Raw genomic sequence first — 21779 nt, 5'->3', positions numbered from 1 at the left:
CCGAACACAGAAGTTAAGCCCTAGTACGCCTGATGTAGTTGGGGGTTGCCCCCTGTTAGATACGGTAGTCGCTTAGCACAAAGGGAGTTTAGCTCAGCTGGGAGAGCATCTGCCTTACAAGCAGAGGGTCAGCGGTTCGATCCCGTTAACTCCCATAGGTCCCGTGGTGTAGCGGTTATCACGTCGCCCTGTCACGGCGAAGATCGCGGGTTCGATTCCCGTCGGGACCGTTCAAGTAGAAATATTTGAGACTCGTTAGCTCAGTTGGTAGAGCAATTGACTTTTAATCAATGGGTCACTGGTTCGAGCCCAGTACGGGTCATATATGCGGGTGTGGCGGAATTGGCAGACGCACCAGATTTAGGATCTGGCGCTTAACGGCGTGGGGGTTCAAGTCCCTTCACCCGCATTAGAAAAGTTAGCCGGCTTAGCTCAGTTGGTAGAGCATCTGATTTGTAATCAGAGGGTCGCGTGTTCAAGTCATGTAGCCGGCATAAAGATGGTCCGTTGGTCAAGGGGTTAAGACACCGCCTTTTCACGGCGGTAACACGGGTTCGAATCCCGTACGGACTATATTTCGAGTAACTTAGGTTACTCTTTTTATTTTGTTTCTTTTTTTTATATGTTATAATAACTTATAATACTATTTTTGAGGTGAATTTATGTCTAAAGTTTTTGTTTTTGGTCATCAAAACCCTGATTCTGATGCGATTGGGTCTTCTTATGGATACGCTTATTTGAAACGTCAACTTGGCGTTGATGCTGAAGCTGTTGCTTTAGGTACTCCTAACGAAGAAACAGCTTTCGTTCTTGATTATTTTGGTGTTGAGGCACCAAGAGTTGTTGAATCAGCTTTGTCAGAGGGAGTTAATCAAGTAATTCTTACAGACCATAATGAGTTTCAACAATCTATTTCAGATATTAAGGATGTTGAGGTTATTGAGGTAGTAGACCATCACCGTGTGGCTAACTTTGAAACCGCTAATCCATTAATGATGCGATTGGAACCTGTTGGATCAGCTTCTTCAATTGTTTATCGTATGTTCAAAGAAAACAATGTTGAAGTTCCTAAGGAAGTGGCTGGTTTGCTTTTGTCAGGTTTGATTTCGGATACTCTTCTCCTTAAATCTCCAACTACACATGCTTCAGATCCTGCAGTTGCAGCTGAACTTGCAGAAATTGCTGGAGTTAATTTGGAAGAATATGGACTTGCTATGCTTAAAGCTGGTACTAATCTTTCTTCTAAATCTGCTGAAGAACTTATTGATATTGATGCCAAAACTTTCGAATTGAATGGCAATCAAGTTCGTGTTGCACAAGTTAATACAGTTGATATTGCCGATGTTCTTTCTCGTCAAGAGGAAATCGAGGAAGCTATTAATAACTCAATTAAAAGCAATGGATACTCTGACTTTGTCTTAATGATTACTGATATTCTTAATTCAAATTCAGAGATTCTTGCACTTGGTTCAAACACTGATAAAGTTGAAAATGCTTTTGATTTTGTTTTAGAAAATAATCATGCTTTCCTTGAAGGAGCTGTTTCTCGTAAGAAACAAGTAGTACCACAGTTGACTGAAAGCTTTAATGCATAAAATTAGGCCGTCAGGCCTTTTTTTAGTTGTCTGATTAATGGTATAATACTTCTTATGATAATACAATTTAACCCAAACAAACTATGTAAGCAAGCTTTTTTTATGGAAATAGTGAATTATCTATATCTTAATCAGCCTGTGACCCTGAGAGCAATAAAAAGGGAGTTTCCTTTTCAAAAGAATATAGATAAATTAATTGAGGAGTTTGTAAAAGCAGGCTATATTGAACGATTTGAGAAACGTTACCGTTTATTAATTAGTCTTGTGTCGGATTCTTCTAAAATTGACTTAGACCAGCATTTTTTTATTAATGATAATTCTTCTTGTTATTTAGAACTATTAAATCGTAGTTTTGTTACTAAGATATCTAATTCTACTAATGATGTTGTTATTATCGAACAAACGGGTATCACGAGAGACGAACTTACGATTTCAAATTATTTCTATAAATTAAGAGAAAATCTACCATTATCTGAAGAGCAGAATAGATTATATGACATATTAGGGGATGTTAATCCTGAATACTTTTTGAAACATGTAACGACTTTTCTATTAAAATACATAAGGAAGCAATATGTACTTCAAAAGAGGAGGAATATTTTTGTCGATGCTTTAGTATTATTAGGGTATCTTGTTCAAGTAGAAGAAGGGCGTTATCTTTTGAATATGGACTTAGATTCCGAAGCATTCGTTTTTAGTGCAAAAAAAGACTAGTATTATTACTAGTCTTTTTTATGACAACTTTAACGATTCCTTAGTTCAAGATAACGTTTGTACCAGATGTTAACATAAGATTGTGAAAATGGCCCCTTACCATTGTTAATCCAATCTACCAAGATTTTAACATGTTCCTTTAAGATATAGTCAATATCAGGAGAGTAATGCATTTCTTTTTTATGTGTTTCATACTCATCTACATCTAGCAATTTTTTTTCACCATCAGCGAAGACTTTGACATCTAGGTCGTAGTCAATATATTTTAGTGCTTCTTGGTCCAAAATATATGGACTAGCTAAATTGCAGTAGTAGGAAATGCCGTTATCCCTAATCATGGCTATAATATTAAACCAGTATTTTTTGTGGAAATAAACAATAGCAGGTTCACGTGTTACCCATCGTCTTCCGTCTGCTTCAGTAACGAGGGTGTGGTCGTTAACGCCAATAACAGCATTCTCAGTTGTCTTTAGTACCATAGTATCGCGCCAAGTACGGTGCAAACTACCATCATGCTTATAACTTTGAATTGTGATAAAGTCGCCTTCTTTTGGTAATTTCATGGCGTCCTCTTTCTACAATAAGGGTTATCCCCACTATTGTATCATAATTTTGTGAAAAGAGGGGAAATTCCTATAAATATTCTCTTAGAGCGGATGCTATGGCATCAAAGTCATAACCTTTTCTGGCTAAAGATTGTGTCAAGCGCTGCTTAAGTTCATAACCGTTGTATTTTTTACTAAATTTTTGATATTGCTTATCTATTTCTTTATAAAGGAGAGCTTGTTCAGTTTCTTCATCTGCTTCAAGTTCTAGATGATCGATTGCTAGTTTACTTTCTTGAAATGAAAAACCTTTATTGATAAGGCTTTGAGTTAATTTATCTTTTAGGGCTTTAGATGGTAGTTTTCCCTGATATTTTCGTAACAGTTTTGAAGCTACTCTAATGGCTATTTCTGAGAAATCAAATTGACTTAAAACATCGTCAATGATCTGTTTGTTACAACCTTTTTGAAGCCATTTTTGCTTCAGCACATAGGCTCCTTTATCGCCTGAATTCAGATTTTGTTGAGCTAGACTTTCTAGGAGTTTGTAATCATCAATCCAGTGATCTCTTTTTAGATTATCAATAATTTTTGGAATTATATGAGGGTTTATTTCATGTTTAAAAAGGTAATCCTTTACCTCTTTCTCAGTACGTTGTTTAAATGAAATAAAATAGAGGGCTAAGTTTTTACCATGCGAGAACTGGGCAAAGGATTTAATATTCTCTAGTTGATCTTTGTCCAGTATCATTTCTTTTGTCAACATGTATTTAACGATGGTATCTTCTGTAACGTAGAGACTCTCTTTTTTGTCTATCTCAAGGAGATAAAGTCTCTTTTTCTTCTCGATTTTTGTGATTTTCATAGTTATTATTATATCAAAATGTTAGAATGGTAGTATGAATTTACAAGTGAAACAGCGTATCCCGCTTAAGATAAAACGCATGGGAATCAATGGCGAAGGCATTGGTTTTTATAAGAAAACTCTAGTTTTTGTGCCAGGGGCTTTGAAGGGTGAAGAAGTATTCTGTCAGGTTGTTTCTGTTAAGAGAAACTTTGTTCAGGCAAAATTATTAAAGATTAATAAGCCTTCTAAGTTTCGTGTCGAACCTGCATGTAGTATTTATGAAGACTGTGGCGGTTGCCAGTTAATGCATCTTCGTTATGATAAGCAATTAGAGTTTAAAACTGACTTATTAGGACAAGCCTTGAAGAAGTTTAAACCGGCTAATTTTGAGTCATATGACATTCGTCCAACAATTGGTATGGAGCAACCACAACATTACCGAGCTAAACTACAATTTCAAACCCGTTCTTTTGATGGCTCAGTTAAAGCTGGCTTATTTGCGGAAGGGAGTCATCGCCTCATTAATATTGATGATTGTCTAGTTCAGGATGATCTAACTCAAGCCATTATGAATAAGGTGACAAATTTGTTAGATAAATACAGGTTGCCAATTTATAATGAGCGTAAAATTGCTGGAATTCGGACCGTTATGATACGACGTGCTTTGGGTTCAAATCAGGTCCAGTTGATTTTTGTAACCTCTAAATCAGTTTCTTTCACTAAATTGGTTAAGGAATTGACGGAAAGTTTTCCAGAGATTGTAACTATTGCTGTCAATTATAATTATTCGAAGTCTAGCGAGATTTATGGTCAAGAGACGGAAATTCTTTGGGGGCAAGACACTATTCAAGAAGAGGTACTGGACTATAGCTTTGCTCTCTCTCCTCGTGCATTTTACCAGTTGAATCCTCAACAAACAGAGGTACTCTATGGTCAGGCCGTTGAAGCTTTGGATGTAGGTAAGGCTGAACACCTTATTGATGCTTATTGTGGGGTTGGTACTATTGGACTTGCTTTTGCAAATAAGGTAAAGAGTATTCGAGGTATGGATATTATTCCAGAGGCTATTGAGGATGCTAGAAAGAATGCTAAATCACTTGGGTTGGAGAATGCTCACTATGAGGTGGGTAAAGCAGAAGATATCATTCCACGTTGGTACAAGGAAGGTTATCGAGCAGATGCTCTTATTGTGGATCCACCTAGAACTGGTTTAGATGATAAGCTACTTAAAACGATACTGGACTACACTCCTGAAAAAATGATATATGTTTCATGTAATGTATCTACTTTGGCTAGAGATCTAGTTTCTTTGGCTAAAGTTTATGATGTTAATTATATCCAGTCAGTAGATATGTTTCCTCATACGGCTCGAACAGAAGCAGTTGTGAAGCTAACTAAGAAAATGTGATAAAACCTAACATAAAAAACAAAAAATTTTCAAAATTGTTGGAAAATTTCTTTATTTTTCTGAAAAATAGGAGTATAATAGGCTTATCGATTTTTTAAAGGAGGAGCGTATGAAAAAGAGCTTCATTCATCAACAAGAGGAAATTTCTTTTGTGAAGAATACTTTTACACAGTATTTGATTGATAAACTTGACGTCGTTGAAGTGCAAGGGCCTATTTTGAGTAAGGTCGGGGATGGTATGCAGGATAATTTGAGCGGTATTGAGAATCCTGTAACTGTTAATGTGCTTCAGATTCCAGACGCGACATACGAAGTTGTTCACTCATTAGCAAAATGGAAACGCCATACTTTGGCTCGTTTTGGTTTCAATGAAGGTGAAGGGCTCGTGGTTAATATGAAGGCTCTTCGTCCAGATGAAGATTCATTGGATGCAACGCACTCTGTTTACGTTGACCAATGGGACTGGGAAAAAGTTATTCCTGACGGACATCGTAATATCGCTTATTTGAAAGAAACTGTTGAAACCATTTATAAGGTCATTCGTTTGACTGAGCTAGCAGTTGAAGCACGTTACGATATTGAAGCAATTTTACCTAAGAAAATTACCTTCATCCATTCAGAAGAGCTTGTTGAGAAGTACCCTGATTTGACACCAAAAGAGCGTGAAGATGCTATTACCAAGGAATATGGTGCTGTATTCTTGATTGGTATCGGTGGTGTTCTTCCTGATGGGAAACCACATGATGGCCGTGCACCTGACTATGATGACTGGACAACTGAGTCTGAGAATGGTTACCATGGTTTGAACGGGGATATCTTGGTTTGGAACGAACAATTAGGACATGCTTTTGAATTGTCATCAATGGGTATTCGTGTTGATGAAGATGCCCTTAAACGTCAGGTTGAAATTACTGGCGACCAAGATCGTTTGAAATTGGATTGGCACCAAGCCTTGTTACATGGCCTTTTCCCACTAACAATTGGTGGAGGTATTGGTCAATCACGTATGGCTATGTTCTTGCTTCGTAAGAAACATATTGGTGAGGTTCAAACTTCAGTTTGGCCAGATGCCGTTCGTGAAACTTACGAAAACATCTTGTAAAAAAAAGCACTAACGAAAGTTAGTGTTTTTTGGTTTGCAATAGCTATGCATAATTGATCTATGAATTGGCTATTGGAGTAGATATCATAAGAGCTGGCTTAGTTTTTCTCATAAAGAAAAAACCTATCCCTTGAAGGAGATAGGTTTTTAGATTAGTCGTCACTACGGAAAAAAGCATCATAAAGAGCTCTGACGGCTGCTTTTTCTTGCTCAGTTTCAATTACAAACATAACAGAAACCTCACTAGAACCTTGAGAAATCATTTCTAGGTTAATATGTTTTTCAGAGAGCGCTTTAGCTGCTGTCGCTGTAACACCGATGTGGTCTTTCATATTTTCACCAACAATCATGAGAATTGAAAGGCCATGTTCAATTTCAACTTCATCAACACCGAGTTCACGAGTCAAGTATGAAAGGATTTCTTGTTCTTTGATTGGGGTAAGTTCACGTTCTCGAATAATGATTGAAAGATCATCGATTCCAGAAGGCATGTGTTCCCAACGGATGTTTAAATCTTCCAAGATTTGGAGGACCTTACGTCCGAAACCAACTTCACGGTTCATGAGGTATTTGGTCATGTTGATGCTGACGAATTTATCATCGCTCGCGATACCAACAACAGGAACAGTTGCTCCCTTGTGTTCAAGAATAATACGTGTGCCTGGATGGTCTGGATTATTAGTATTTTTAATAACCAATGGAATTTTACCACGATAGGCAGGAAGTAGAGCCTCATCATGAAGAACCGAGAATCCAGCATAAGCCAATTCACGCATTTCTTTATAAGTTAACTCAGGAATAGAATGTGGTTCATGAACGACACCAGGATGGGCTGCGAAAATACCATCTACATCTGTGAAGTTTTCATATAAGTCTGCCTTAACTCCAGCCGCAACGATAGAACCTGTGATATCAGAGCCTCCACGCGAGAAAGTACAAATTTGATTATCAGGGGTAACACCAAAGAAACCAGGGATTACAAGAACCTCATCTGATTCACGAAGCTCTTCCAATTTGTCATAGGCTCCTGGAAGGATACGAGCATTTCCAGGTTCGCTTGAGACAAAAATACCAGCTTGGCGAGGGTGAACGTAACGTGCTTCAATACCGTTATTACGGAAATATTCAGCGATTAATTTTGCGTTATTATCTTCCCCTGCAGCTAGGAAAGTATCATAAAGGAAATCATTATCTTCGATCGGAAGAGTGGCAAGATCGTTGATAGATTTGGCAATCTTCGTCATTTCTGTTGATTTGAAGCCTAGCTCATCGACCATAGCTTGGTAGCGGTTAATAATCCATTCTTGGTCAGCTTTGACATCAACACCCTTTGTGTAGTGTTTATAGTATTTAATCAAGGCGTCTGTGACTTTGGTATCTTCATCGTTACGTTTACCTGGGGCAGAGACAACGACAAAGCGACGTTCAGGATCAGATTTTACAATGTTTAAGACTTTTTCTAATTGTGTGGCTGAAGCAAGTGAGCTTCCACCGAATTTGATGACTTTCATAGTTACTCCAAAAATTTTAAATTACCCTACAATTATAGCAAAATTCTGACAATTTGTCACATTGTTTTTAAAAGCGAGTAAGATTTAGTCTGATTATGGTACAATAAGGTAAGAAAAAGGAGGATATCCCGTGGTAGAGGCAATTATTTTTGATATGGATGGTGTCCTTTTTGACACTGAAAAATATTATTATGATCGACGTGCAAGTTTCTTAGCTCAAAAGGGAATTTCAATCGACCATTTACCCCCGTCTTTCTTTATAGGTGGAAATACCAAGCAAGTTTGGGAAAATATTCTCAGAGATGACTATGATAACTGGGATGTGCCAACTTTACAAGAAGAGTATAATGCCTATAAACAAGACAACCCCTTACCCTATAAAGAATTAATCTTTCCTGATGTTTTAAAAGTTTTGAATGAAGTGAAATCTCGAGGGTTGAAAATAGGTTTGGCTTCTAGCTCAGTGAAGGCAGATATTCTTAGAGCTTTGAAGGAAAATCATTTGGATGGTTTCTTTGATGTTGTTCTTTCTGGGGAGGAATTCAAAGAGAGTAAACCCAATCCAGAGATTTACCTGACAGCCTTAAATCAATTAGGCGTCAAACCAAATCAAGCTTTAATTATTGAAGATAGCGAAAAAGGAATTGCTGCTGGAGTCGCTGCAGGTGTTGAAGTTTGGGCTATTAAAGATAATCGTTTTGGTATGGATCAAGGTGCAGCCAAAGGCTTGTTGGATAACCTTGTAGATGTTTTAGATTTATTAAAATAGAAGTGACACCGAGTTGTAGAACTCGGTGTTTTGATGTATCAAATTAAAAAACTCTAAGTTTCTGTTGACCTTTAGATGGACTATGGTATACTAGAAAATAACGATGAATGATTTGATAATCAAATTATCTATTCATCAAATAAAATTGTGATAAAAATATAAAGAACATACGGTTTTCATATAGGAACTAGTTATCGGAGGAATGCAAAAAATGGCTTACGAAACAATTCTTTATAGTGTTGAAGATGGAGTAGCAACTTTAACACTTAATCGTCCAGAAGTGCAAAATGGGTTTAATATTCCAGTTTGTGATGAGATTATGGCTGCAATTGAGGAAGCTAAACAAGATGCGTCAGTAAAATTCTTGGTAATCAATGCTAATGGGAAAGTCTTTTCTGTTGGTGGTGACCTTGATCAAATGCAAAAAGCGGTTGCTGTAGATGATGTACAGTCTTTGGTTCGTATTGCTGAGCAGGTAAATGAAATTTCTTTTGCTCTTAAAAAATTGCCTAAGCCAGTCATCATGGTAGTTGATGGACCATGTGCAGGTGCTGCAGCTAACTTAGCTGTTGCTGCTGACTTTACGATTGCATCTGATAAAGCTAAATTCATCCAAGCTTTTGTAGGTGTTGGTTTGGCACCTGACGCTGGAGGTCTCTACCTTTTGACACGTTCAATCGGTATTAACCGTGCGACTCAAATTACCATGACAGGAGAGCCAGTATCAGCTGAAAAAGCTTTGGACTGGGGAATTGCCTACAAAGTTGTTGAGTCAGAAAAACTTGAAAAAACTGTGAGTCAATTGATTAAAAAATTGAACCGCTCTTCAGTGAATTCCTTTAAAGCCATTAAAGAAATGGTTTGGGAATCTGAATTCGCAGGATGGGAAAATTACGCTAAGTTGGAACTTGATTTGCAAAAATCTCTTGCCTTCACTGAGGACTTCAAAGAAGGGGTACGTGCTTATAGTGAGCGTCGTCGACCTAAATTCCAAGGAAAATAACCACATTTTCTAAAAGAAAAACTAAAGTTTTTTAATCGGGCTTGCGAATTTAGTTTGAGTCTGATATAATTTGAAAGTCAAAGTTTTATTGAAAGGAGTCTGGTGTGAATTACGACAAAATTGATGGCTATCTTGTTGATATTTTTAATAACGTAGTTATTATCGAAGAAGCAAGTTTAAAGAATTCAAAATTTAACGATGTTTCCCTCAAGGAAATGCATACCATTGATGTGATCGGTACACATCCAGATACGACACCAAGTGCAGTAGCTAAAGAACTCATGTTAACTCTTGGTACTGTAACAACTTCTCTCAATAAACTTGAAAAGAAAGGTTATATTGTCCGTACGCGTTCATCAGTTGACCGTCGTGTGGTCCATCTATCGCTTTCTAAAAAGGGTCGTTTGGTATATCGTCTTCACCGTCGTTTTCATAAATCAATGGTGATGAGGATTACGGAAGGCTTTAACGACGAGGAATTGAAGGTTATGAGTAAGGGATTGGAAAATCTCCACGCCTTTCTTGAGGAGTTGAAATAATGGCATTTGCAAAAATTAGTCAGGTTGCCCATTATGCACCTGCTCAGGTCGTGACTAATGATGACCTATCAAAAATCATGGATACTAGCGACGAGTGGATTCGCTCACGCACAGGTATTCAGGAACGTCGCATCTCATTGAATGAGAACACGAGTGATTTAGCTACCAATGTTGCTCATCAGCTATTAGAAAAATCAGGATTATCGCCTGAGGAGCTAGACTTTGTTTTAGTTGCAACGATTTCTCCGGATAGCTCTATGCCGTCAGTAGCGGCCAGAGTTCAAGGAGCAATCGGTGCAGTCAATGCTTTTGCTTTTGATATTACTGCGGCATGTAGTGGTTTCGTCTTTGCCTTGCCAACGGCAGAAAAATTGATTAAGTCAGGTGTCTACAAAAAAGGTCTAGTTATTGGTGCGGAAGTCCTTTCTAAAACTTTAGACTGGTCTGACCGTACAACAGCTGTACTCTTTGGAGATGGTGCTGGCGGAGTTCTCTTGGAAGAAACTGAAGAAGAACATTTCTTCGGAGAATCTTTGAATACCGATGGTAGCAAGGGTGGTCTTGAGTCAGGAGCCTCTGCAGTTATCTCGCCTTATTCAGATGAGTCTGATCAGCCTAATCCCTATATGCAAATGGATGGGAAAGCGATCTTTGATTTTGCCGTTAAGACAGTTTCAAAGAGCATTAAGGCCTTGGTTGAAGAAAAAGGTGAACCTGATTACTTCCTTCTTCACCAAGCTAATATTCGTATTTTGGATATTATGGCTAAGAAAATCGATGTCAGTCGTGATAAATTCTTGGCAAACATGATGTCTTATGGTAATACCAGTGCGGCAAGTATCCCAATTTTGCTTTCTGAAAACGTAGCAAATGGGACCTTAAAATTAGACAGCGGTCAAACAATTCTTTTATCAGGTTTTGGTGGGGGTTTGACATGGGGCAGTCTTATTGTTAAAATCTAGTTATATAAATTATGCACCAGCATAGATTATAAGAAATATATTTATCTTAAAGGAGAAATTAAAATGGCAGTATTTGAAAAAGTACAAGAAATCATCGTTGAAGAACTTGGGAAAGATGCAGAAGAAGTAAAAGTAGAAACTACTTTTGACGAACTTGACGCTGACTCACTTGACGTGTTCCAAGTTATCTCAGAAATCGAAGATGAATTCGATATCCAAATCGAAACTGAAGAAGGTCTTAACACTGTTGGTGACCTTGTTGCTTACGTAGAAGAAAAAACTAAATAAGCAGGGCATAGAGAATATTCTTATTGGGGATATTCTCCTTTGTTTATACAATTACTTTGATTATTAAACTATTTATTTGATTAGAAAATCGAAAAAAAGGTGAAAAATGAAATCTCGTATTACAGAACTGTTAGGAATTAAATATCCAATCTTCCAAGGTGGTATGGCCTGGGTTGCTGATGGCGACTTGGCAGGAGCCGTTTCAAATGCTGGTGGACTCGGAATTATTGGTGGTGGTAATGCCCCTAAAGAAGTGGTAAAAGCTAACATTGATAGAGTAAAACAAATCACTGACAAACCATTCGGTGTTAATATCATGCTTTTGTCACCATTTGCAGATGACATCGTCGACCTCGTTATCGAAGAGGGCGTTAAGGTTGTTACAACAGGAGCCGGAAACCCAGGTAAATATATGGAGCGTCTCCACGAAGCTGGAATTACAGTAATCCCAGTTATTCCATCGGTAGCACTTGCTAAACGTATGGAAAAACTTGGAGCAGATGCTGTTGTCGCAGAAGGTATGGAAGCTGGTGGTCACGTCGGTAAATTGACAACTATGGCACTTGTTCGCCAAGTTGCTGATGCGGTATCTATCCCAGTTATTGGAGCTGGTGGTGTTGCTGATGGACGTGGTATGGCTGCTGTTCTTATGCTTGGAGCAGAAGCTGTTCAGGTTGGTACGCGTTTCGCTGTTGCCAAAGAATCTAATGCACACCAAAACTTCAAAGATAAGATTTTGAAGGCTAAAGATATTGATACTGTTATTTCAGCCTCAGTTGTTGGACACCCAGTTCGTGCGATTAAGAATAAATTGGCTACTGAATATAACCAAGCTGAAAAAGATTTCTTGGCTGGTAAGAAGACTCAAGAGGAAATTGAAGAGCTTGGTGCAGGTGCCCTTCGTAACGCGGTTGTTGATGGAGATGTGGAATATGGTTCAGTTATGGCTGGACAAATTGCAGGTCTTGTTCGTAAAGAAGAAACATGTGCAGAAATTTTGGAAGACCTATACACAGGTGCTGCCAAGGTGATTAAAGAAGAAGCTGCTCGTTGGGCAGATGTAAACGTCTAAAAACGTCGAAAGGATTAGGATAGTGACAAAACGTGCGTTCTTATTTGCTGGTCAAGGGGCTCAGAAATTGGGCATGGCGAGCGATTTGTATGCGACTTATCCCGTTGTCAAAGAGACATTTGATACGGCTAGTCGTATTCTAGGTTATGATTTGCGTGAATTGATTGATTCTAACGAAGAAAAACTTAATCAGACACGCTATACTCAACCAGCTATTTTGACAACGTCAGTAGCCATTTATCGCCTTTTGGCAGAAAATGGCATCACTCCTGATATTGTTGCCGGTCTCTCTTTGGGTGAATATTCTGCCTTAGTTGTGGCTGGAGCACTCTCATTTGAGGATGCGGTAGCCTTGGTTGCTAAACGTGGAGAATTAATGGAAACAGCTGCTCCTGCAGGAAGTGGGAAAATGGTTGCTGTCATGAATACAGATCCAAGTTTGATTGAAGAAATCTGTCAAAAAGCATCTGAAAAGGGTGTAGTAACGCCTGCTAACTATAATACTCCAGCACAAATTGTTATTGGTGGTGAAGTTGAGGCTGTTGATTATGCTGTGGAATTGCTTAAAGAAGCTGGTGCTAAACGTCTGATTCCTCTTAATGTTTCAGGGCCGTTCCATACAGCTTTACTTGAATCAGCTAGTCAAAAATTGGCAGCAGAACTTGAGAAAGTGTCATTCAAGGACTTTACGCTTCCTTTAGTAGGTAATACTGAGGCTCAAATCATGAAGTCAGAAGACGTCAAAGCACTTTTGGCTCGTCAGGTGATGGAACCTGTACGTTTTTATGATTCGATTGCCACTATCCAAGAATTTGGTGTAGATGAAGTAATTGAGATTGGTCCAGGAAAAGTCTTGTCAGGCTTCTTGAAGAAAATTGATAAAACCTTACCAACTCATAATGTTGAAGATCAAGCTAGTCTTGATGCCCTTCTTAATGCTTAAAACGAGGTAAACATGGAACTTAAGAATAAAAATGTTTTTGTAACAGGTTCAACACGTGGAATTGGATTAGCTGTGGCACACAAATTTGCTAGTCTTGGTGCCAATGTTGTTCTAAATGGACGTTCTGAAATCTCTGAGGACTTGCTTGCACAGTTTGCAGATTATGGTGTAACTGTTGTAGGTATCTCAGGTGATATTTCTAACGGTGAAGATGCTAAACGTATGGTAGCGGAAGCTATTGAAAAGCTTGGTAGTGTTGACGTGCTAGTTAATAATGCTGGTATCACTAACGATAAGTTGATGTTGAAGATGACTGAAGAAGATTTTGAACGTGTCTTGAAAATCAACTTGACTGGTGCCTTCAATATGACACAAGCTGTCTTGAAACCAATGTCTAAGGCGCGTCAAGGTGCCATCATCAATATGTCATCTGTTGTAGGTCTCATGGGGAATATTGGTCAAGCTAACTATGCGGCTTCAAAAGCTGGTTTGATTGGCTTCACTAAATCAGTAGCGCGTGAAGTTGCAGCCCGTGGTGTCCGTGTCAACGCTATCGCTCCTGGTTTCATTGAATCAGATATGACTGACGCTATTCCTGAGAAAATGAAAGATGCTATGATTGCTCAAGTACCAATGAAACGTATTGGTCAAGCAGAAGAAGTAGCTGAAGTTGCAGCATTCTTGGCTAGTCAAGAATATCTCACAGGTCAAACCATCGCTATTGATGGTGGTATGACCATGCAATAATTGATTTTCAATATCAAAAAATCATTTACTAGAATATCCATCCGACAAAAGGAGAATATATATGTCTACAAATCGTGTTGTTGTTACAGGTTACGGCGTAACCTCACCAATCGGTAATACACCAGAAGAATTTTGGAACAGTCTTCATGACGGTAAAATTGGTATCAAGCCAATTACTAAGTTTGATGCTTCTGAAATTCCTGTCTTTAACGCTGGTGAAATCCAAGATTTCCCGTTCGATAAGTACTTTGTGAAAAAAGATACTAACCGTATGGATACTTACTCACTTTATGCGATTTATGCTGCTATGGAAGCTCTTGAAAATTCAGGACTTAACATGGAAGAAGAAGATCGTGATCGTGTAGGTGTTATCGTGTCATCTGGTATCGGTGGTCTCCAAGAACTTGAAGATCAAATCATCCGTATGCACGAACGTGGTATGAAACGTATCAAACCAATGTTTATCCCTAAAGCACTCTCAAACATGGGTGCTGGTAACATTGCTCTTAAAATTGGTGCTCAAGGGGTATGTAAATCAGTGACGACTGCTTGTGCCTCTGCCAATGATGCAATCGGTGAGGCCTTCCGTGAAATTAAATTCGGTTTGCATGATGTTGTCTTGGCTGGTGGTGCTGAAGCTTCAATCACTAAGATTGGTATCGGTGGTTTCAATGCTCTTACAGCACTTTCAACAACAGAGGATCCAGAACGTTCATCAATTCCATTCGATAAAGACCGTAATGGTTTTGTTATGGGTGAAGGTGCAGGGGTTCTCGTTATCGAAAGCTTGGAACATGCCCAAAAACGTGGTGCTAACATCTTGGCTGAGATTGTTGGTTACGGATCAAACTGTGATGCCTACCACATGACAACACCAACTCCAGACGGTTCAGGTGCTGCTAAAGCAATTAAATTGGCTATCAATGAAGCTGGTATCAAACCTGAAGATGTTGATTATGTCAATGCTCACGGGACATCAACACCTGCTAATGAAAAGGGTGAAAGTGGTGCCATTGTTTCTGTACTTGGTAAAGATGTTCCAGTTTCATCTACTAAATCATTTACAGGTCACTTGCTAGGTGCTGCTGGTGCAGTTGAGGCTATTGCAACAATCGAAGCTATTCGTCATAGCTATGTACCGAAAACTGCTGGTACAAAAGAATTGTCTGACTACATCGAAGCTAATGTTGTTTATGGTGAAGGTCAAGAAGCTGATATTGAGTATGCAATTTCAAATACCTTCGGTTTTGGTGGACACAATGCTGTTCTTGCTTTTAAACGTTGGGAGGCTTAATCCATGAATATTTCTGAAATCAAAGATTTATTGGCTCAATTTGATGCATCAACTTTACGTGAATTTTCATACAAAAATAACGGTGAAGAATTGAATTTGAGCAAAAATCAAACAAGTTCAGTAACAGCTGCCCCAGTAGCTCCTACAGTTGAAGTAGTTGCGCCAGCTCCTCAAGCTCCAGTAGCTCCAGTAGCTCCAGTAGCAGAACCTGCCGCTGTTGAAACTCCAGCAAGACCAGTTGAAGAAGCTTCTGCACCAGCTCAAGCTGCTGAAGGAGAAGTGGTTGAAAGTCCACTTGTCGGTGTGGCTTACTTGTCTCCATCACCTGAAAAAACAGCCTTTGTTTCTGTTGGTGACACTGTTAAGAAAGGTCAAACTCTTCTTATCGTTGAAGCGATGAAGGTTATGAATGAAGTGCCAGCACCTAAAGATGGTGTTATTACTGAAATCTTGGTAGCGAATGAAGAAGTTGTTGACTACGGAAAAGGATTGGTACGCATCAAATGACAATTGATATTAATGCTATTCGTGAAGCTTTACCACACCGTTATCCAATGCTCTTGGTTGACCGTGTGCTAGAAGTTTCAGAAGACGAGATCACAGCTATTAAAAATGTAACGATCAATGAACCTTTCTTTAATGGACATTTTCCTCAATACCCAGTTATGCCTGGCGTTCTTATCATGGAAGCTCTTGCGCAAACAGCTGGTGTTCTTGAATTGTCTAAACCTGAAAATAAGGGCAAATTAGTCTTTTACGCAGGTATGGATAAGGTTAAATTTAAAAAACAAGTGGTTCCTGGTGACCAACTTGTTATGACAGCTAAGTTTGTTAAACGTCGTGGAACAATTGCTGTTGTTGAAGCTAAGGCTGAAGTCGATGGTAAACTTGCTGCATCAGGTACTTTGACTTTTGCTATTGGAAGCTAATGTTTTGTGAAAATCCTTCTGGCGACAGTCGGAAAGGATTTTTCTTTAGACATTGGTCTATCACATAGAAAGGAAATCAACACAGACTATCAAAAAATGTCTGATGTTATCTTGTTTTATGTTTAAAAAATTATTGATTGCCAATCGTGGTGAAATTGCAGTGCGTATTATCCGTGCAGCGCGTGAATTGGGTATCCAAACGGTTGCTATTTATTCTGAAGCAGATAAGGATTCTCTCCATACTATGCTTGCTGATGAAGCTATTTGTATCGGGCCTGCAAAATCAACGGATTCTTATTTGAATATGAATCGTGTCCTATCAGCTGCTATTGTGACTGAGGCTCAAGCTATTCACCCAGGGTTTGGTTTCTTGAGTGAAAACTCTAAATTTGCCACTCTCTGTGAAGAAATGAACATCAAGTTTATTGGCCCTTCAGGCGAAGTCATGGACAAGATGGGGGACAAAATCAATGCCCGTGCTGAAATGATTAAGGCTAATGTCCCTGTAATTCCTGGTTCATATGGTGAAGTCTTTACAGCTGAGGAGGCTTTGGAAGTTGCCAACCGTCTTGGTTACCCAGTGATGCTTAAGGCTTCTGCTGGTGGTGGCGGTAAGGGGATTCGTAAGGTTAACACTGAAGAAGAGTTAGCTCCAGCTTTCGAATCTGCGTCACAAGAAGCTAAAGCAGCCTTTGGTAATGGGGCGATGTATATTGAAAAAGTTATTTACCCAGCTCGTCATATCGAGGTTCAAATTTTGGGAGATAGCTATGGTAATATTGTTCACCTAGGTGAGCGTGATTGCTCTCTTCAACGTAATAACCAAAAGGTTTTGGAAGAATCACCGTCAGTTGCTATTGGTAAGACACTTCGTCACGAAATTGGTTCAGCGGCTGTCCGTGCCGCTAAGGCTGTTAATTATGAAAATGCGGGTACTATCGAGTTCCTTCTTGATGAGAAAACAGGTCAGTTCTACTTTATGGAAATGAACACCCGTGTTCAAGTTGAGCACCCAGTTACAGAATTTGTAAGTGGTGTGGATATTGTTAAAGAACAAATCCGTATTGCCGCGGGTGAAAAACTCTCTGTGACCCAAGATGATATTGAAATCAAGGGGCATGCTATTGAGTGTCGTATCAATGCAGAAAATCCTAAGTTCAACTTTGCACCTAGTCCAGGGAAAATTAGCAATCTCTACCTACCTAGTGGAGGTGTTGGTCTCCGTGTAGACAGTGCAGTCTATCCTGGCTATACTATTCCCCCTTACTATGATTCAATGATTGCCAAAATCATTGTTCATGGAGAAAATCGATTTGAGGCGCTCATGAAGATGCAACGTGCTCTTTACGAGCTCGAAATCGATGGTGTTGTGACTAATGCTGACTTCCAGTTGGATTTGATTTCAGATCGTAGCGTTATCGCTGGGGATTATGACACTTCCTTCTTGATGGAGACCTTCCTACCAGCTTATCAGAATCGTGAGGAATAGAGTTTATGGGATTATTTGATCGAAAAGAAAAGTATATCCGTATCAATCCTAACCGTTCTGTACGTAATGGGATTGATCACCAAGTGCCAGAAGTTCCAGATGAACTTTTTGCAAAATGTCCTGGTTGTAAACAAGCTATTTATCAAAAGGACTTGGGACAAGCTAAAATTTGTCCAAATTGTTCTTATACCTTCCGTATTTCCGCTAAAGAACGTCTCGATTTAACAGTTGATGAGGGATCTTTCCAAGAACTGTTTACAGGTATTAAAACTGAAAATCCATTGAATTTTCCAGGTTATATGGAGAAACTAGCAACGACTAAGGAAAAAACTGGTCTTGATGAAGCTGTCGTGACTGGTGTTGCAACTATCAAGGGGCAAAAAACAGCCTTGGCCATTATGGATTCTAACTTTATTATGGCTTCAATGGGAACTGTTGTTGGTGAGAAAATCACTAAACTCTTTGAACATGCGATTGAGGAAAAACTTCCAGTTGTTATTTTTACAGCATCTGGTGGGGCCCGTATGCAAGAAGGAATCATGAGTTTGATGCAAATGGCTAAGATTTCAGCTGCTGTAAAACGTCATTCGAATGCTGGCTTGTTGTATTTGACTGTATTGACAGATCCAACAACTGGTGGGGTTACAGCAAGTTTCGCCATGGAAGGTGATATCATCTTAGCTGAGCCACAAACCTTGATTGGTTTTGCAGGTCGTCGTGTCATTGAAAACACAGTTCGCGAAACTTTGCCAGATGATTTTCAAAAGGCTGAGTTCCTTCAAGAACATGGTTTTGTTGATGCCATTGTTAAACGTACAGAGTTGGCTGATACCATTGCCACACTCTTATCATTCCATGGAGGTGTTCAATGAGCGACGTAGCACGTATTTTAAAAGAAGCGCGTGACCAAGGCCGTTTAACTGCTTTGGACTTTGCCCAAGGAATCTTCGATGACTTTATTGAACTTCATGGCGACCGTAATTTCCGTGACGATGGTGCCATTATTGGTGGTATTGGTCGTTTAAATGGCCAAGCGGTTACTGTAGTGGGTATCCAAAAAGGTAGAAACCTACAAGATAACCTTAACCGTAACTTTGGGCAACCTCATCCAGAGGGCTATCGTAAGGCTCTTCGCCTCATGAAACAGGCTGAAAAGTTTGGTCGTCCAGTTGTTACCTTTATCAATACTGCAGGTGCTTATCCTGGTGTTGGAGCAGAGGAACGTGGACAAGGTGAGGCAATTGCGCGTAACCTTATGGAAATGAGTGATCTTAAGGTGCCAATTATTGCCATCATCATTGGTGAAGGTGGTTCGGGAGGAGCTCTTGCCTTGGCGGTAGCCGATAAGGTTTGGATGCTTGAAAATACCATCTACTCTATCTTGAGTCCGGAAGGGTTTGCGACTATTCTCTGGAAAGATGGCTCACGTTCAGAAGAGGCAGCAGAGTTGATGAAGATTACATCAGGTGAGTTGCTTAACATGGGAATCGTTGATAAGGTGATCCCAGAACGTGGTTACTTTACAAGTGAAATTATTGAAGCAATTAAGACAGCAATTGTAGATGAGTTGGCAGAATTAAGCCAATTATCAACAGAGGACTTGCTTGAAGCGCGTTATCAACGTTTTAGAAAATACTAAAAAAACATTGGGATATATCCCAATGTTTTTTAAACGGTATGGCGTTCGAAGGCTTGGTCTGAGATACCTTGTTCAAGGATAAGTTTAGCCCATTCCTTAGCTGAATGAAGACTGTGATCCTTGTAGTTACCACAAGATTCAATGGTAGTCCCTGGAACATCTTCCCATGTAATCTCGTTAGCAATAGCTTCAAGACTAGATTTGATAACTTTGGCAATTTCTGTAGGATCTTGTTTACCCCACATAATCATATGGAAACCTGTACGGCAACCAAATGGTGAGCAATCAATAAGGCCATCGATACGTTGACGGATCAGTTTAGCGAGTAGGTGTTCGATAGTATGAAGACCACCTGTATCAATACTGTTTTCATTAGGTTGAATCAAACGGATATCAAAGTTTGTGATGATATCTCCTTTAGGTCCAACTTCCTCTGAAATAAGACGGACATAAGGTGCTTTTACAATAGTGTGATCAAGTTCAAAACTTTCAACAGTAACGTCTTTTGGCATGGTAATACCTCCCTATTCTAATAGAGTTATGATACCACAAAATCAGTTTAAAGTTCTAGTATTTATTTGAGAAAAAGCTATAAATATGATACACTAGAAGACGGTTTTCTTTAGGGAAACCTTAGAAAAGTTGAGGTAAAGACATGATAAACATGATAATTTTAGTTGTCTTTGCACTCATTGGTTTAGTCGTTGGATATTTAGCAATTTCTATTAAACTTAGCAAAGCTAAGGAACAAGCAGAAACTACCTTGCTAAAGGCAGAACAAGACGCTGTGAACCTTCGCAGTCAGGCGGAACATGATGCAGATCATCTGCGTGTGACTGCTGAACGCGAAAGTAAGGCTCAACGTAAAGAGTTCTTGTTAGAAGCAAAAGAGGAAGCTAGAAAATATCGAGAAGATATTGAAAAAGAATTCAAATCTGAACGTCAAGAGCTTAAACAAATGGAAAATCGTTTAACAGAACGTGCAACCAGCCTTGATCGTAAGGATGAAAATCTATCAAGTAAAGAACTTGCCCTCGAGAAGAAAGAGCAGAGTCTTGCTGACAAATCTAAACATCTTAATGAGCGTGAAGAGAATGTGACTCAGTTGGAGGCTGAGAAGCAAGCTGAACTTGAACGTGTTGGTCAGATGACCATTGCAGAAGCGCGTGAGGTAATCTTAACGGAGACTGAGAATAATCTGACTCATGAGATTGCAACACGTATCAAAGATGCAGAAGCACAGGTTAAAGATACTGTCGATAAGAAGGCCAAAAATGTGTTGGCGCAAGCTATGCAACGCTTGGCTGGAGATTATGTTACTGAACAAACAGTAACTACTGTTCACCTTCCAGATGACAATATGAAAGGTCGTATCATTGGACGTGAGGGGCGTAACATCCGTACGCTTGAAAGTCTAACAGGTATTGACGTTATTATTGATGACACTCCAGAAGTGGTTGTCCTTTCTGGTTTTGATCCCGTTCGTCGTGAAATTGCACGTATGACTCTCGAAGCCTTGATTAAGGATGGACGCATCCATCCAGCTCGTATTGAAGAGTTGGTTGAGAAGAGTCGTCAGGAAATGGATAACCGTATCCGTGAGTATGGTGAAGAGGCAGCCTACGAAATTGGTGCCATGAATCTTCACCCTGATTTGATCAAGATTATGGGACGCTTGCAGTTCCGTACGTCGTATGGTCAAAACGTCCTTCGTCACTCAGTTGAAGTTGGTAAACTAGCAGGTATCATGGCTGGTGAATTGGGTGAAAATGTTGCCCTCGCTCGTCGTGCTGGTTTCCTTCACGATATGGGGAAAGCCATTGACAAAGAAGTTGAAGGTAGCCACGTAGAGATTGGTGCTGAGTTTGCACGTAAGTACAAAGAACATCCAGTTGTGGTTAACGCTATTGCCAGCCACCATGGCGATGTAGAACCTGAGAGCATCATTGCAGTTATTGTAGCTGCAGCAGATGCTTTGAGTTCGGCTCGTCCAGGGGCTCGTAATGAATCTGTTGAGAATTACGTCAAACGCCTTCGTGATTTGGAAGAAATTGCATCAAGCTTTGACGGTGTTCAAACAAGCTTTGCCCTTCAAGCTGGTCGTGAGATTCGTATTATGGTTCATCCAAACAAAATCTCAGATGATGAAGTTACGATCTTGTCTCACAAGGTACGTGAACAAATTGAGAAGAATTTGGATTACCCAGGAAATATCAAGGTTACAGTCATTCGTGAATTCCGTGCGGTTGACTATGCCAAATAAGATAAGAGAGCCGCAAGGCTTTTTTATTTTGCACTTGATACTGAAAGGTTGTATTCTTTTTGAAAATGTAAGAACTTTCTTATCAAATTGCGTCATTTTGGCAGATTAGTGTTTTTATAA

General features: G+C 39.4%; 23 protein-coding genes and 6 tRNA genes. 25 read left to right on the top strand and 4 right to left on the bottom strand.

The features are described from left to right. The first annotated feature begins 82 nt into the window (after positions 1 to 82). The 8 genes from H7U02_RS06330 to H7U02_RS06295 all read left to right on the top strand — a co-directional run bounded on the left by H7U02_RS06330 (position 83) and on the right by H7U02_RS06295 (position 2309). Positions 83 to 155 (top strand) — tRNA-Val (locus H7U02_RS06330). Positions 156 to 157: 2 nt separating this feature from the next. After that, positions 158 to 230, top strand: a tRNA-Asp gene (locus tag H7U02_RS06325). Positions 231 to 249: 19 nt separating this feature from the next. After that, positions 250 to 322, top strand: a tRNA-Lys gene (locus H7U02_RS06320). A gap of 5 nt (positions 323 to 327) precedes the next feature. Beyond that, a tRNA-Leu gene (locus tag H7U02_RS06315) sits at positions 328 to 409 on the top strand. A 12-nt stretch (positions 410 to 421) separates the two neighbouring features. After that, a tRNA-Thr gene (locus tag H7U02_RS06310) sits at positions 422 to 494 on the top strand. A 7-nt stretch (positions 495 to 501) separates the two neighbouring features. Beyond that, positions 502 to 573 (top strand) — tRNA-Glu (locus tag H7U02_RS06305). Between the two features lie 89 nt (positions 574 to 662). Then, a complete protein-coding gene (locus H7U02_RS06300; RefSeq protein WP_073690004.1) occupies positions 663 to 1595 on the top strand; it encodes a manganese-dependent inorganic pyrophosphatase in 933 nt (310 codons plus the stop codon). 54 nt (positions 1596 to 1649) lie between these two features. Next, positions 1650 to 2309 carry a DUF1803 domain-containing protein gene (locus H7U02_RS06295; protein ID WP_037601426.1) on the top strand — a complete coding sequence of 220 codons (660 nt, stop codon included), beginning with the start codon at positions 1650 to 1652 and terminating at the stop codon, positions 2307 to 2309. Between the two features lie 29 nt (positions 2310 to 2338). Here the strand turns inward: H7U02_RS06295 and H7U02_RS06290 are convergent, their stop codons facing one another. After that, positions 2339 to 2872: a DUF402 domain-containing protein gene (locus H7U02_RS06290; RefSeq protein WP_002886644.1), complete on the bottom strand. Its 534-nt coding sequence runs from the start codon at positions 2870 to 2872 to the stop codon at positions 2339 to 2341. A gap of 70 nt (positions 2873 to 2942) precedes the next feature. After that, entirely contained in the window at positions 2943 to 3719 is a 777-nt protein-coding gene (gene recX, locus H7U02_RS06285) for a recombination regulator RecX (protein WP_073690003.1), read from the bottom strand. A 34-nt stretch (positions 3720 to 3753) separates the two neighbouring features. Between recX and rlmD the strand changes: the two genes are divergently transcribed. Both rlmD and asnA read left to right on the top strand, forming a co-directional pair. Then, positions 3754 to 5109 (top strand): 23S rRNA (uracil(1939)-C(5))-methyltransferase RlmD, encoded by a 1356-nt coding sequence (rlmD, locus tag H7U02_RS06280; RefSeq protein ID WP_110981081.1) that lies wholly within the window; start codon positions 3754 to 3756, stop codon positions 5107 to 5109. Between the two features lie 109 nt (positions 5110 to 5218). Continuing rightward, entirely contained in the window at positions 5219 to 6211 is a 993-nt protein-coding gene (gene asnA, locus H7U02_RS06275; protein WP_013990097.1) for an aspartate--ammonia ligase, read from the top strand. A gap of 152 nt (positions 6212 to 6363) precedes the next feature. Here asnA and H7U02_RS06270 read toward each other — a convergent pair whose 3' ends face one another. Then, entirely contained in the window at positions 6364 to 7722 is a 1359-nt protein-coding gene (locus H7U02_RS06270) for an aspartate kinase (RefSeq protein ID WP_045769291.1), read from the bottom strand. Positions 7723 to 7852: 130 nt separating this feature from the next. Between H7U02_RS06270 and H7U02_RS06265 the strand changes: the two genes are divergently transcribed. From H7U02_RS06265 to H7U02_RS06200, 14 genes are all read left to right on the top strand, one after another. Continuing rightward, the gene (locus H7U02_RS06265; RefSeq protein WP_110981080.1) at positions 7853 to 8491 is read left to right on the top strand and encodes an HAD family hydrolase; all 639 of its coding nucleotides are present in this window, start codon (positions 7853 to 7855) and stop codon (positions 8489 to 8491) included. 211 nt (positions 8492 to 8702) lie between these two features. Further along, positions 8703 to 9494: an enoyl-CoA hydratase gene (locus H7U02_RS06260; RefSeq protein ID WP_013990100.1), complete on the top strand. Its 792-nt coding sequence runs from the start codon at positions 8703 to 8705 to the stop codon at positions 9492 to 9494. Positions 9495 to 9598: 104 nt separating this feature from the next. Further along, positions 9599 to 10033: a MarR family winged helix-turn-helix transcriptional regulator gene (locus H7U02_RS06255; RefSeq protein WP_002885562.1), complete on the top strand. Its 435-nt coding sequence runs from the start codon at positions 9599 to 9601 to the stop codon at positions 10031 to 10033. Next, complete coding sequence (locus H7U02_RS06250) at positions 10033 to 10995, top strand: beta-ketoacyl-ACP synthase III (RefSeq protein ID WP_201042972.1); 963 nt, start codon at positions 10033 to 10035, stop codon at positions 10993 to 10995. The genes H7U02_RS06255 and H7U02_RS06250 overlap by 1 nt, the downstream gene beginning before the upstream one ends. Before the next feature lie 63 nt (positions 10996 to 11058). Further along, a complete protein-coding gene (locus H7U02_RS06245) occupies positions 11059 to 11283 on the top strand; it encodes an acyl carrier protein (RefSeq protein WP_002885495.1) in 225 nt (74 codons plus the stop codon). Between the two features lie 106 nt (positions 11284 to 11389). Continuing rightward, positions 11390 to 12355 (top strand): enoyl-[acyl-carrier-protein] reductase FabK, encoded by a 966-nt coding sequence (gene fabK / locus H7U02_RS06240; protein WP_201042970.1) that lies wholly within the window; start codon positions 11390 to 11392, stop codon positions 12353 to 12355. A 22-nt stretch (positions 12356 to 12377) separates the two neighbouring features. Further along, positions 12378 to 13298 (top strand): ACP S-malonyltransferase, encoded by a 921-nt coding sequence (gene fabD / locus H7U02_RS06235; protein WP_201042967.1) that lies wholly within the window; start codon positions 12378 to 12380, stop codon positions 13296 to 13298. A gap of 12 nt (positions 13299 to 13310) precedes the next feature. Continuing rightward, positions 13311 to 14045 (top strand): 3-oxoacyl-[acyl-carrier-protein] reductase, encoded by a 735-nt coding sequence (gene fabG / locus H7U02_RS06230; protein ID WP_002885572.1) that lies wholly within the window; start codon positions 13311 to 13313, stop codon positions 14043 to 14045. A gap of 61 nt (positions 14046 to 14106) precedes the next feature. Further along, a complete protein-coding gene (gene fabF, locus H7U02_RS06225; RefSeq protein WP_002885574.1) occupies positions 14107 to 15339 on the top strand; it encodes a beta-ketoacyl-ACP synthase II in 1233 nt (410 codons plus the stop codon). Between the two features lie 3 nt (positions 15340 to 15342). Continuing rightward, positions 15343 to 15846 carry an acetyl-CoA carboxylase biotin carboxyl carrier protein gene (gene accB / locus H7U02_RS06220; protein ID WP_201042966.1) on the top strand — a complete coding sequence of 168 codons (504 nt, stop codon included), beginning with the start codon at positions 15343 to 15345 and terminating at the stop codon, positions 15844 to 15846. Then, positions 15843 to 16268, top strand: a complete 426-nt coding sequence (gene fabZ, locus H7U02_RS06215) for a 3-hydroxyacyl-ACP dehydratase FabZ (protein ID WP_002885470.1) — start codon at positions 15843 to 15845, stop codon at positions 16266 to 16268. Before accB ends, fabZ begins: the two co-directional genes overlap by 4 nt. Positions 16269 to 16386: 118 nt before the next feature. Continuing rightward, positions 16387 to 17757: an acetyl-CoA carboxylase biotin carboxylase subunit gene (locus tag H7U02_RS06210; RefSeq protein WP_201042964.1), complete on the top strand. Its 1371-nt coding sequence runs from the start codon at positions 16387 to 16389 to the stop codon at positions 17755 to 17757. A gap of 5 nt (positions 17758 to 17762) precedes the next feature. Further along, complete coding sequence (accD, locus tag H7U02_RS06205) at positions 17763 to 18629, top strand: acetyl-CoA carboxylase, carboxyltransferase subunit beta (protein WP_014633562.1); 867 nt, start codon at positions 17763 to 17765, stop codon at positions 18627 to 18629. Continuing rightward, positions 18626 to 19396 (top strand): acetyl-CoA carboxylase carboxyl transferase subunit alpha, encoded by a 771-nt coding sequence (locus H7U02_RS06200; protein WP_002886662.1) that lies wholly within the window; start codon positions 18626 to 18628, stop codon positions 19394 to 19396. The genes accD and H7U02_RS06200 overlap by 4 nt, the downstream gene beginning before the upstream one ends. 29 nt (positions 19397 to 19425) lie before the next feature. Here H7U02_RS06200 and H7U02_RS06195 read toward each other — a convergent pair whose 3' ends face one another. Next, the gene (locus H7U02_RS06195) at positions 19426 to 19908 is read right to left on the bottom strand and encodes an S-ribosylhomocysteine lyase (protein ID WP_002885585.1); all 483 of its coding nucleotides are present in this window, start codon (positions 19906 to 19908) and stop codon (positions 19426 to 19428) included. A gap of 143 nt (positions 19909 to 20051) precedes the next feature. Here H7U02_RS06195 and H7U02_RS06190 point away from each other — a divergent pair, with 143 nt between their 5' ends. After that, the gene (locus tag H7U02_RS06190; RefSeq protein WP_201042963.1) at positions 20052 to 21659 is read left to right on the top strand and encodes a ribonuclease Y; all 1608 of its coding nucleotides are present in this window, start codon (positions 20052 to 20054) and stop codon (positions 21657 to 21659) included. Positions 21660 to 21779 lie beyond the last annotated feature (120 nt).

This window comes from Streptococcus sp. 3.1 (assembly GCF_016648915.1).
Lineage (GTDB): Bacteria > Bacillota > Bacilli > Lactobacillales > Streptococcaceae > Streptococcus > Streptococcus salivarius_E.
This window is presented reverse-complemented; position numbering and strand designations above follow the sequence as displayed.

Coding starts and splice junctions, on each gene's coding strand:
- H7U02_RS06300 (WP_073690004.1), top strand. CDS start 663: ATGTCTAAAGTTTTTGTTTTTGGTCATCAAAACCCTGATTCTGATGCG.
- H7U02_RS06295 (WP_037601426.1), top strand. CDS start 1,650: ATGATAATACAATTTAACCCAAACAAACTATGTAAGCAAGCTTTTTTT.
- H7U02_RS06290 (WP_002886644.1), bottom strand. CDS start 2,872: ATGAAATTACCAAAAGAAGGCGACTTTATCACAATTCAAAGTTATAAG.
- recX (WP_073690003.1), bottom strand. CDS start 3,719: ATGAAAATCACAAAAATCGAGAAGAAAAAGAGACTTTATCTCCTTGAG.
- rlmD (WP_110981081.1), top strand. CDS start 3,754: ATGAATTTACAAGTGAAACAGCGTATCCCGCTTAAGATAAAACGCATG.
- asnA (WP_013990097.1), top strand. CDS start 5,219: ATGAAAAAGAGCTTCATTCATCAACAAGAGGAAATTTCTTTTGTGAAG.
- H7U02_RS06270 (WP_045769291.1), bottom strand. CDS start 7,722: ATGAAAGTCATCAAATTCGGTGGAAGCTCACTTGCTTCAGCCACACAA.
- H7U02_RS06260 (WP_013990100.1), top strand. CDS start 8,703: ATGGCTTACGAAACAATTCTTTATAGTGTTGAAGATGGAGTAGCAACT.
- H7U02_RS06250 (WP_201042972.1), top strand. CDS start 10,033: ATGGCATTTGCAAAAATTAGTCAGGTTGCCCATTATGCACCTGCTCAG.
- H7U02_RS06245 (WP_002885495.1), top strand. CDS start 11,059: ATGGCAGTATTTGAAAAAGTACAAGAAATCATCGTTGAAGAACTTGGG.
- fabK (WP_201042970.1), top strand. CDS start 11,390: ATGAAATCTCGTATTACAGAACTGTTAGGAATTAAATATCCAATCTTC.
- fabG (WP_002885572.1), top strand. CDS start 13,311: ATGGAACTTAAGAATAAAAATGTTTTTGTAACAGGTTCAACACGTGGA.
- fabF (WP_002885574.1), top strand. CDS start 14,107: ATGTCTACAAATCGTGTTGTTGTTACAGGTTACGGCGTAACCTCACCA.
- accB (WP_201042966.1), top strand. CDS start 15,343: ATGAATATTTCTGAAATCAAAGATTTATTGGCTCAATTTGATGCATCA.
- fabZ (WP_002885470.1), top strand. CDS start 15,843: ATGACAATTGATATTAATGCTATTCGTGAAGCTTTACCACACCGTTAT.
- H7U02_RS06210 (WP_201042964.1), top strand. CDS start 16,387: ATGTTTAAAAAATTATTGATTGCCAATCGTGGTGAAATTGCAGTGCGT.
- accD (WP_014633562.1), top strand. CDS start 17,763: ATGGGATTATTTGATCGAAAAGAAAAGTATATCCGTATCAATCCTAAC.
- H7U02_RS06200 (WP_002886662.1), top strand. CDS start 18,626: ATGAGCGACGTAGCACGTATTTTAAAAGAAGCGCGTGACCAAGGCCGT.
- H7U02_RS06195 (WP_002885585.1), bottom strand. CDS start 19,908: ATGCCAAAAGACGTTACTGTTGAAAGTTTTGAACTTGATCACACTATT.
- H7U02_RS06190 (WP_201042963.1), top strand. CDS start 20,052: ATGATAAACATGATAATTTTAGTTGTCTTTGCACTCATTGGTTTAGTC.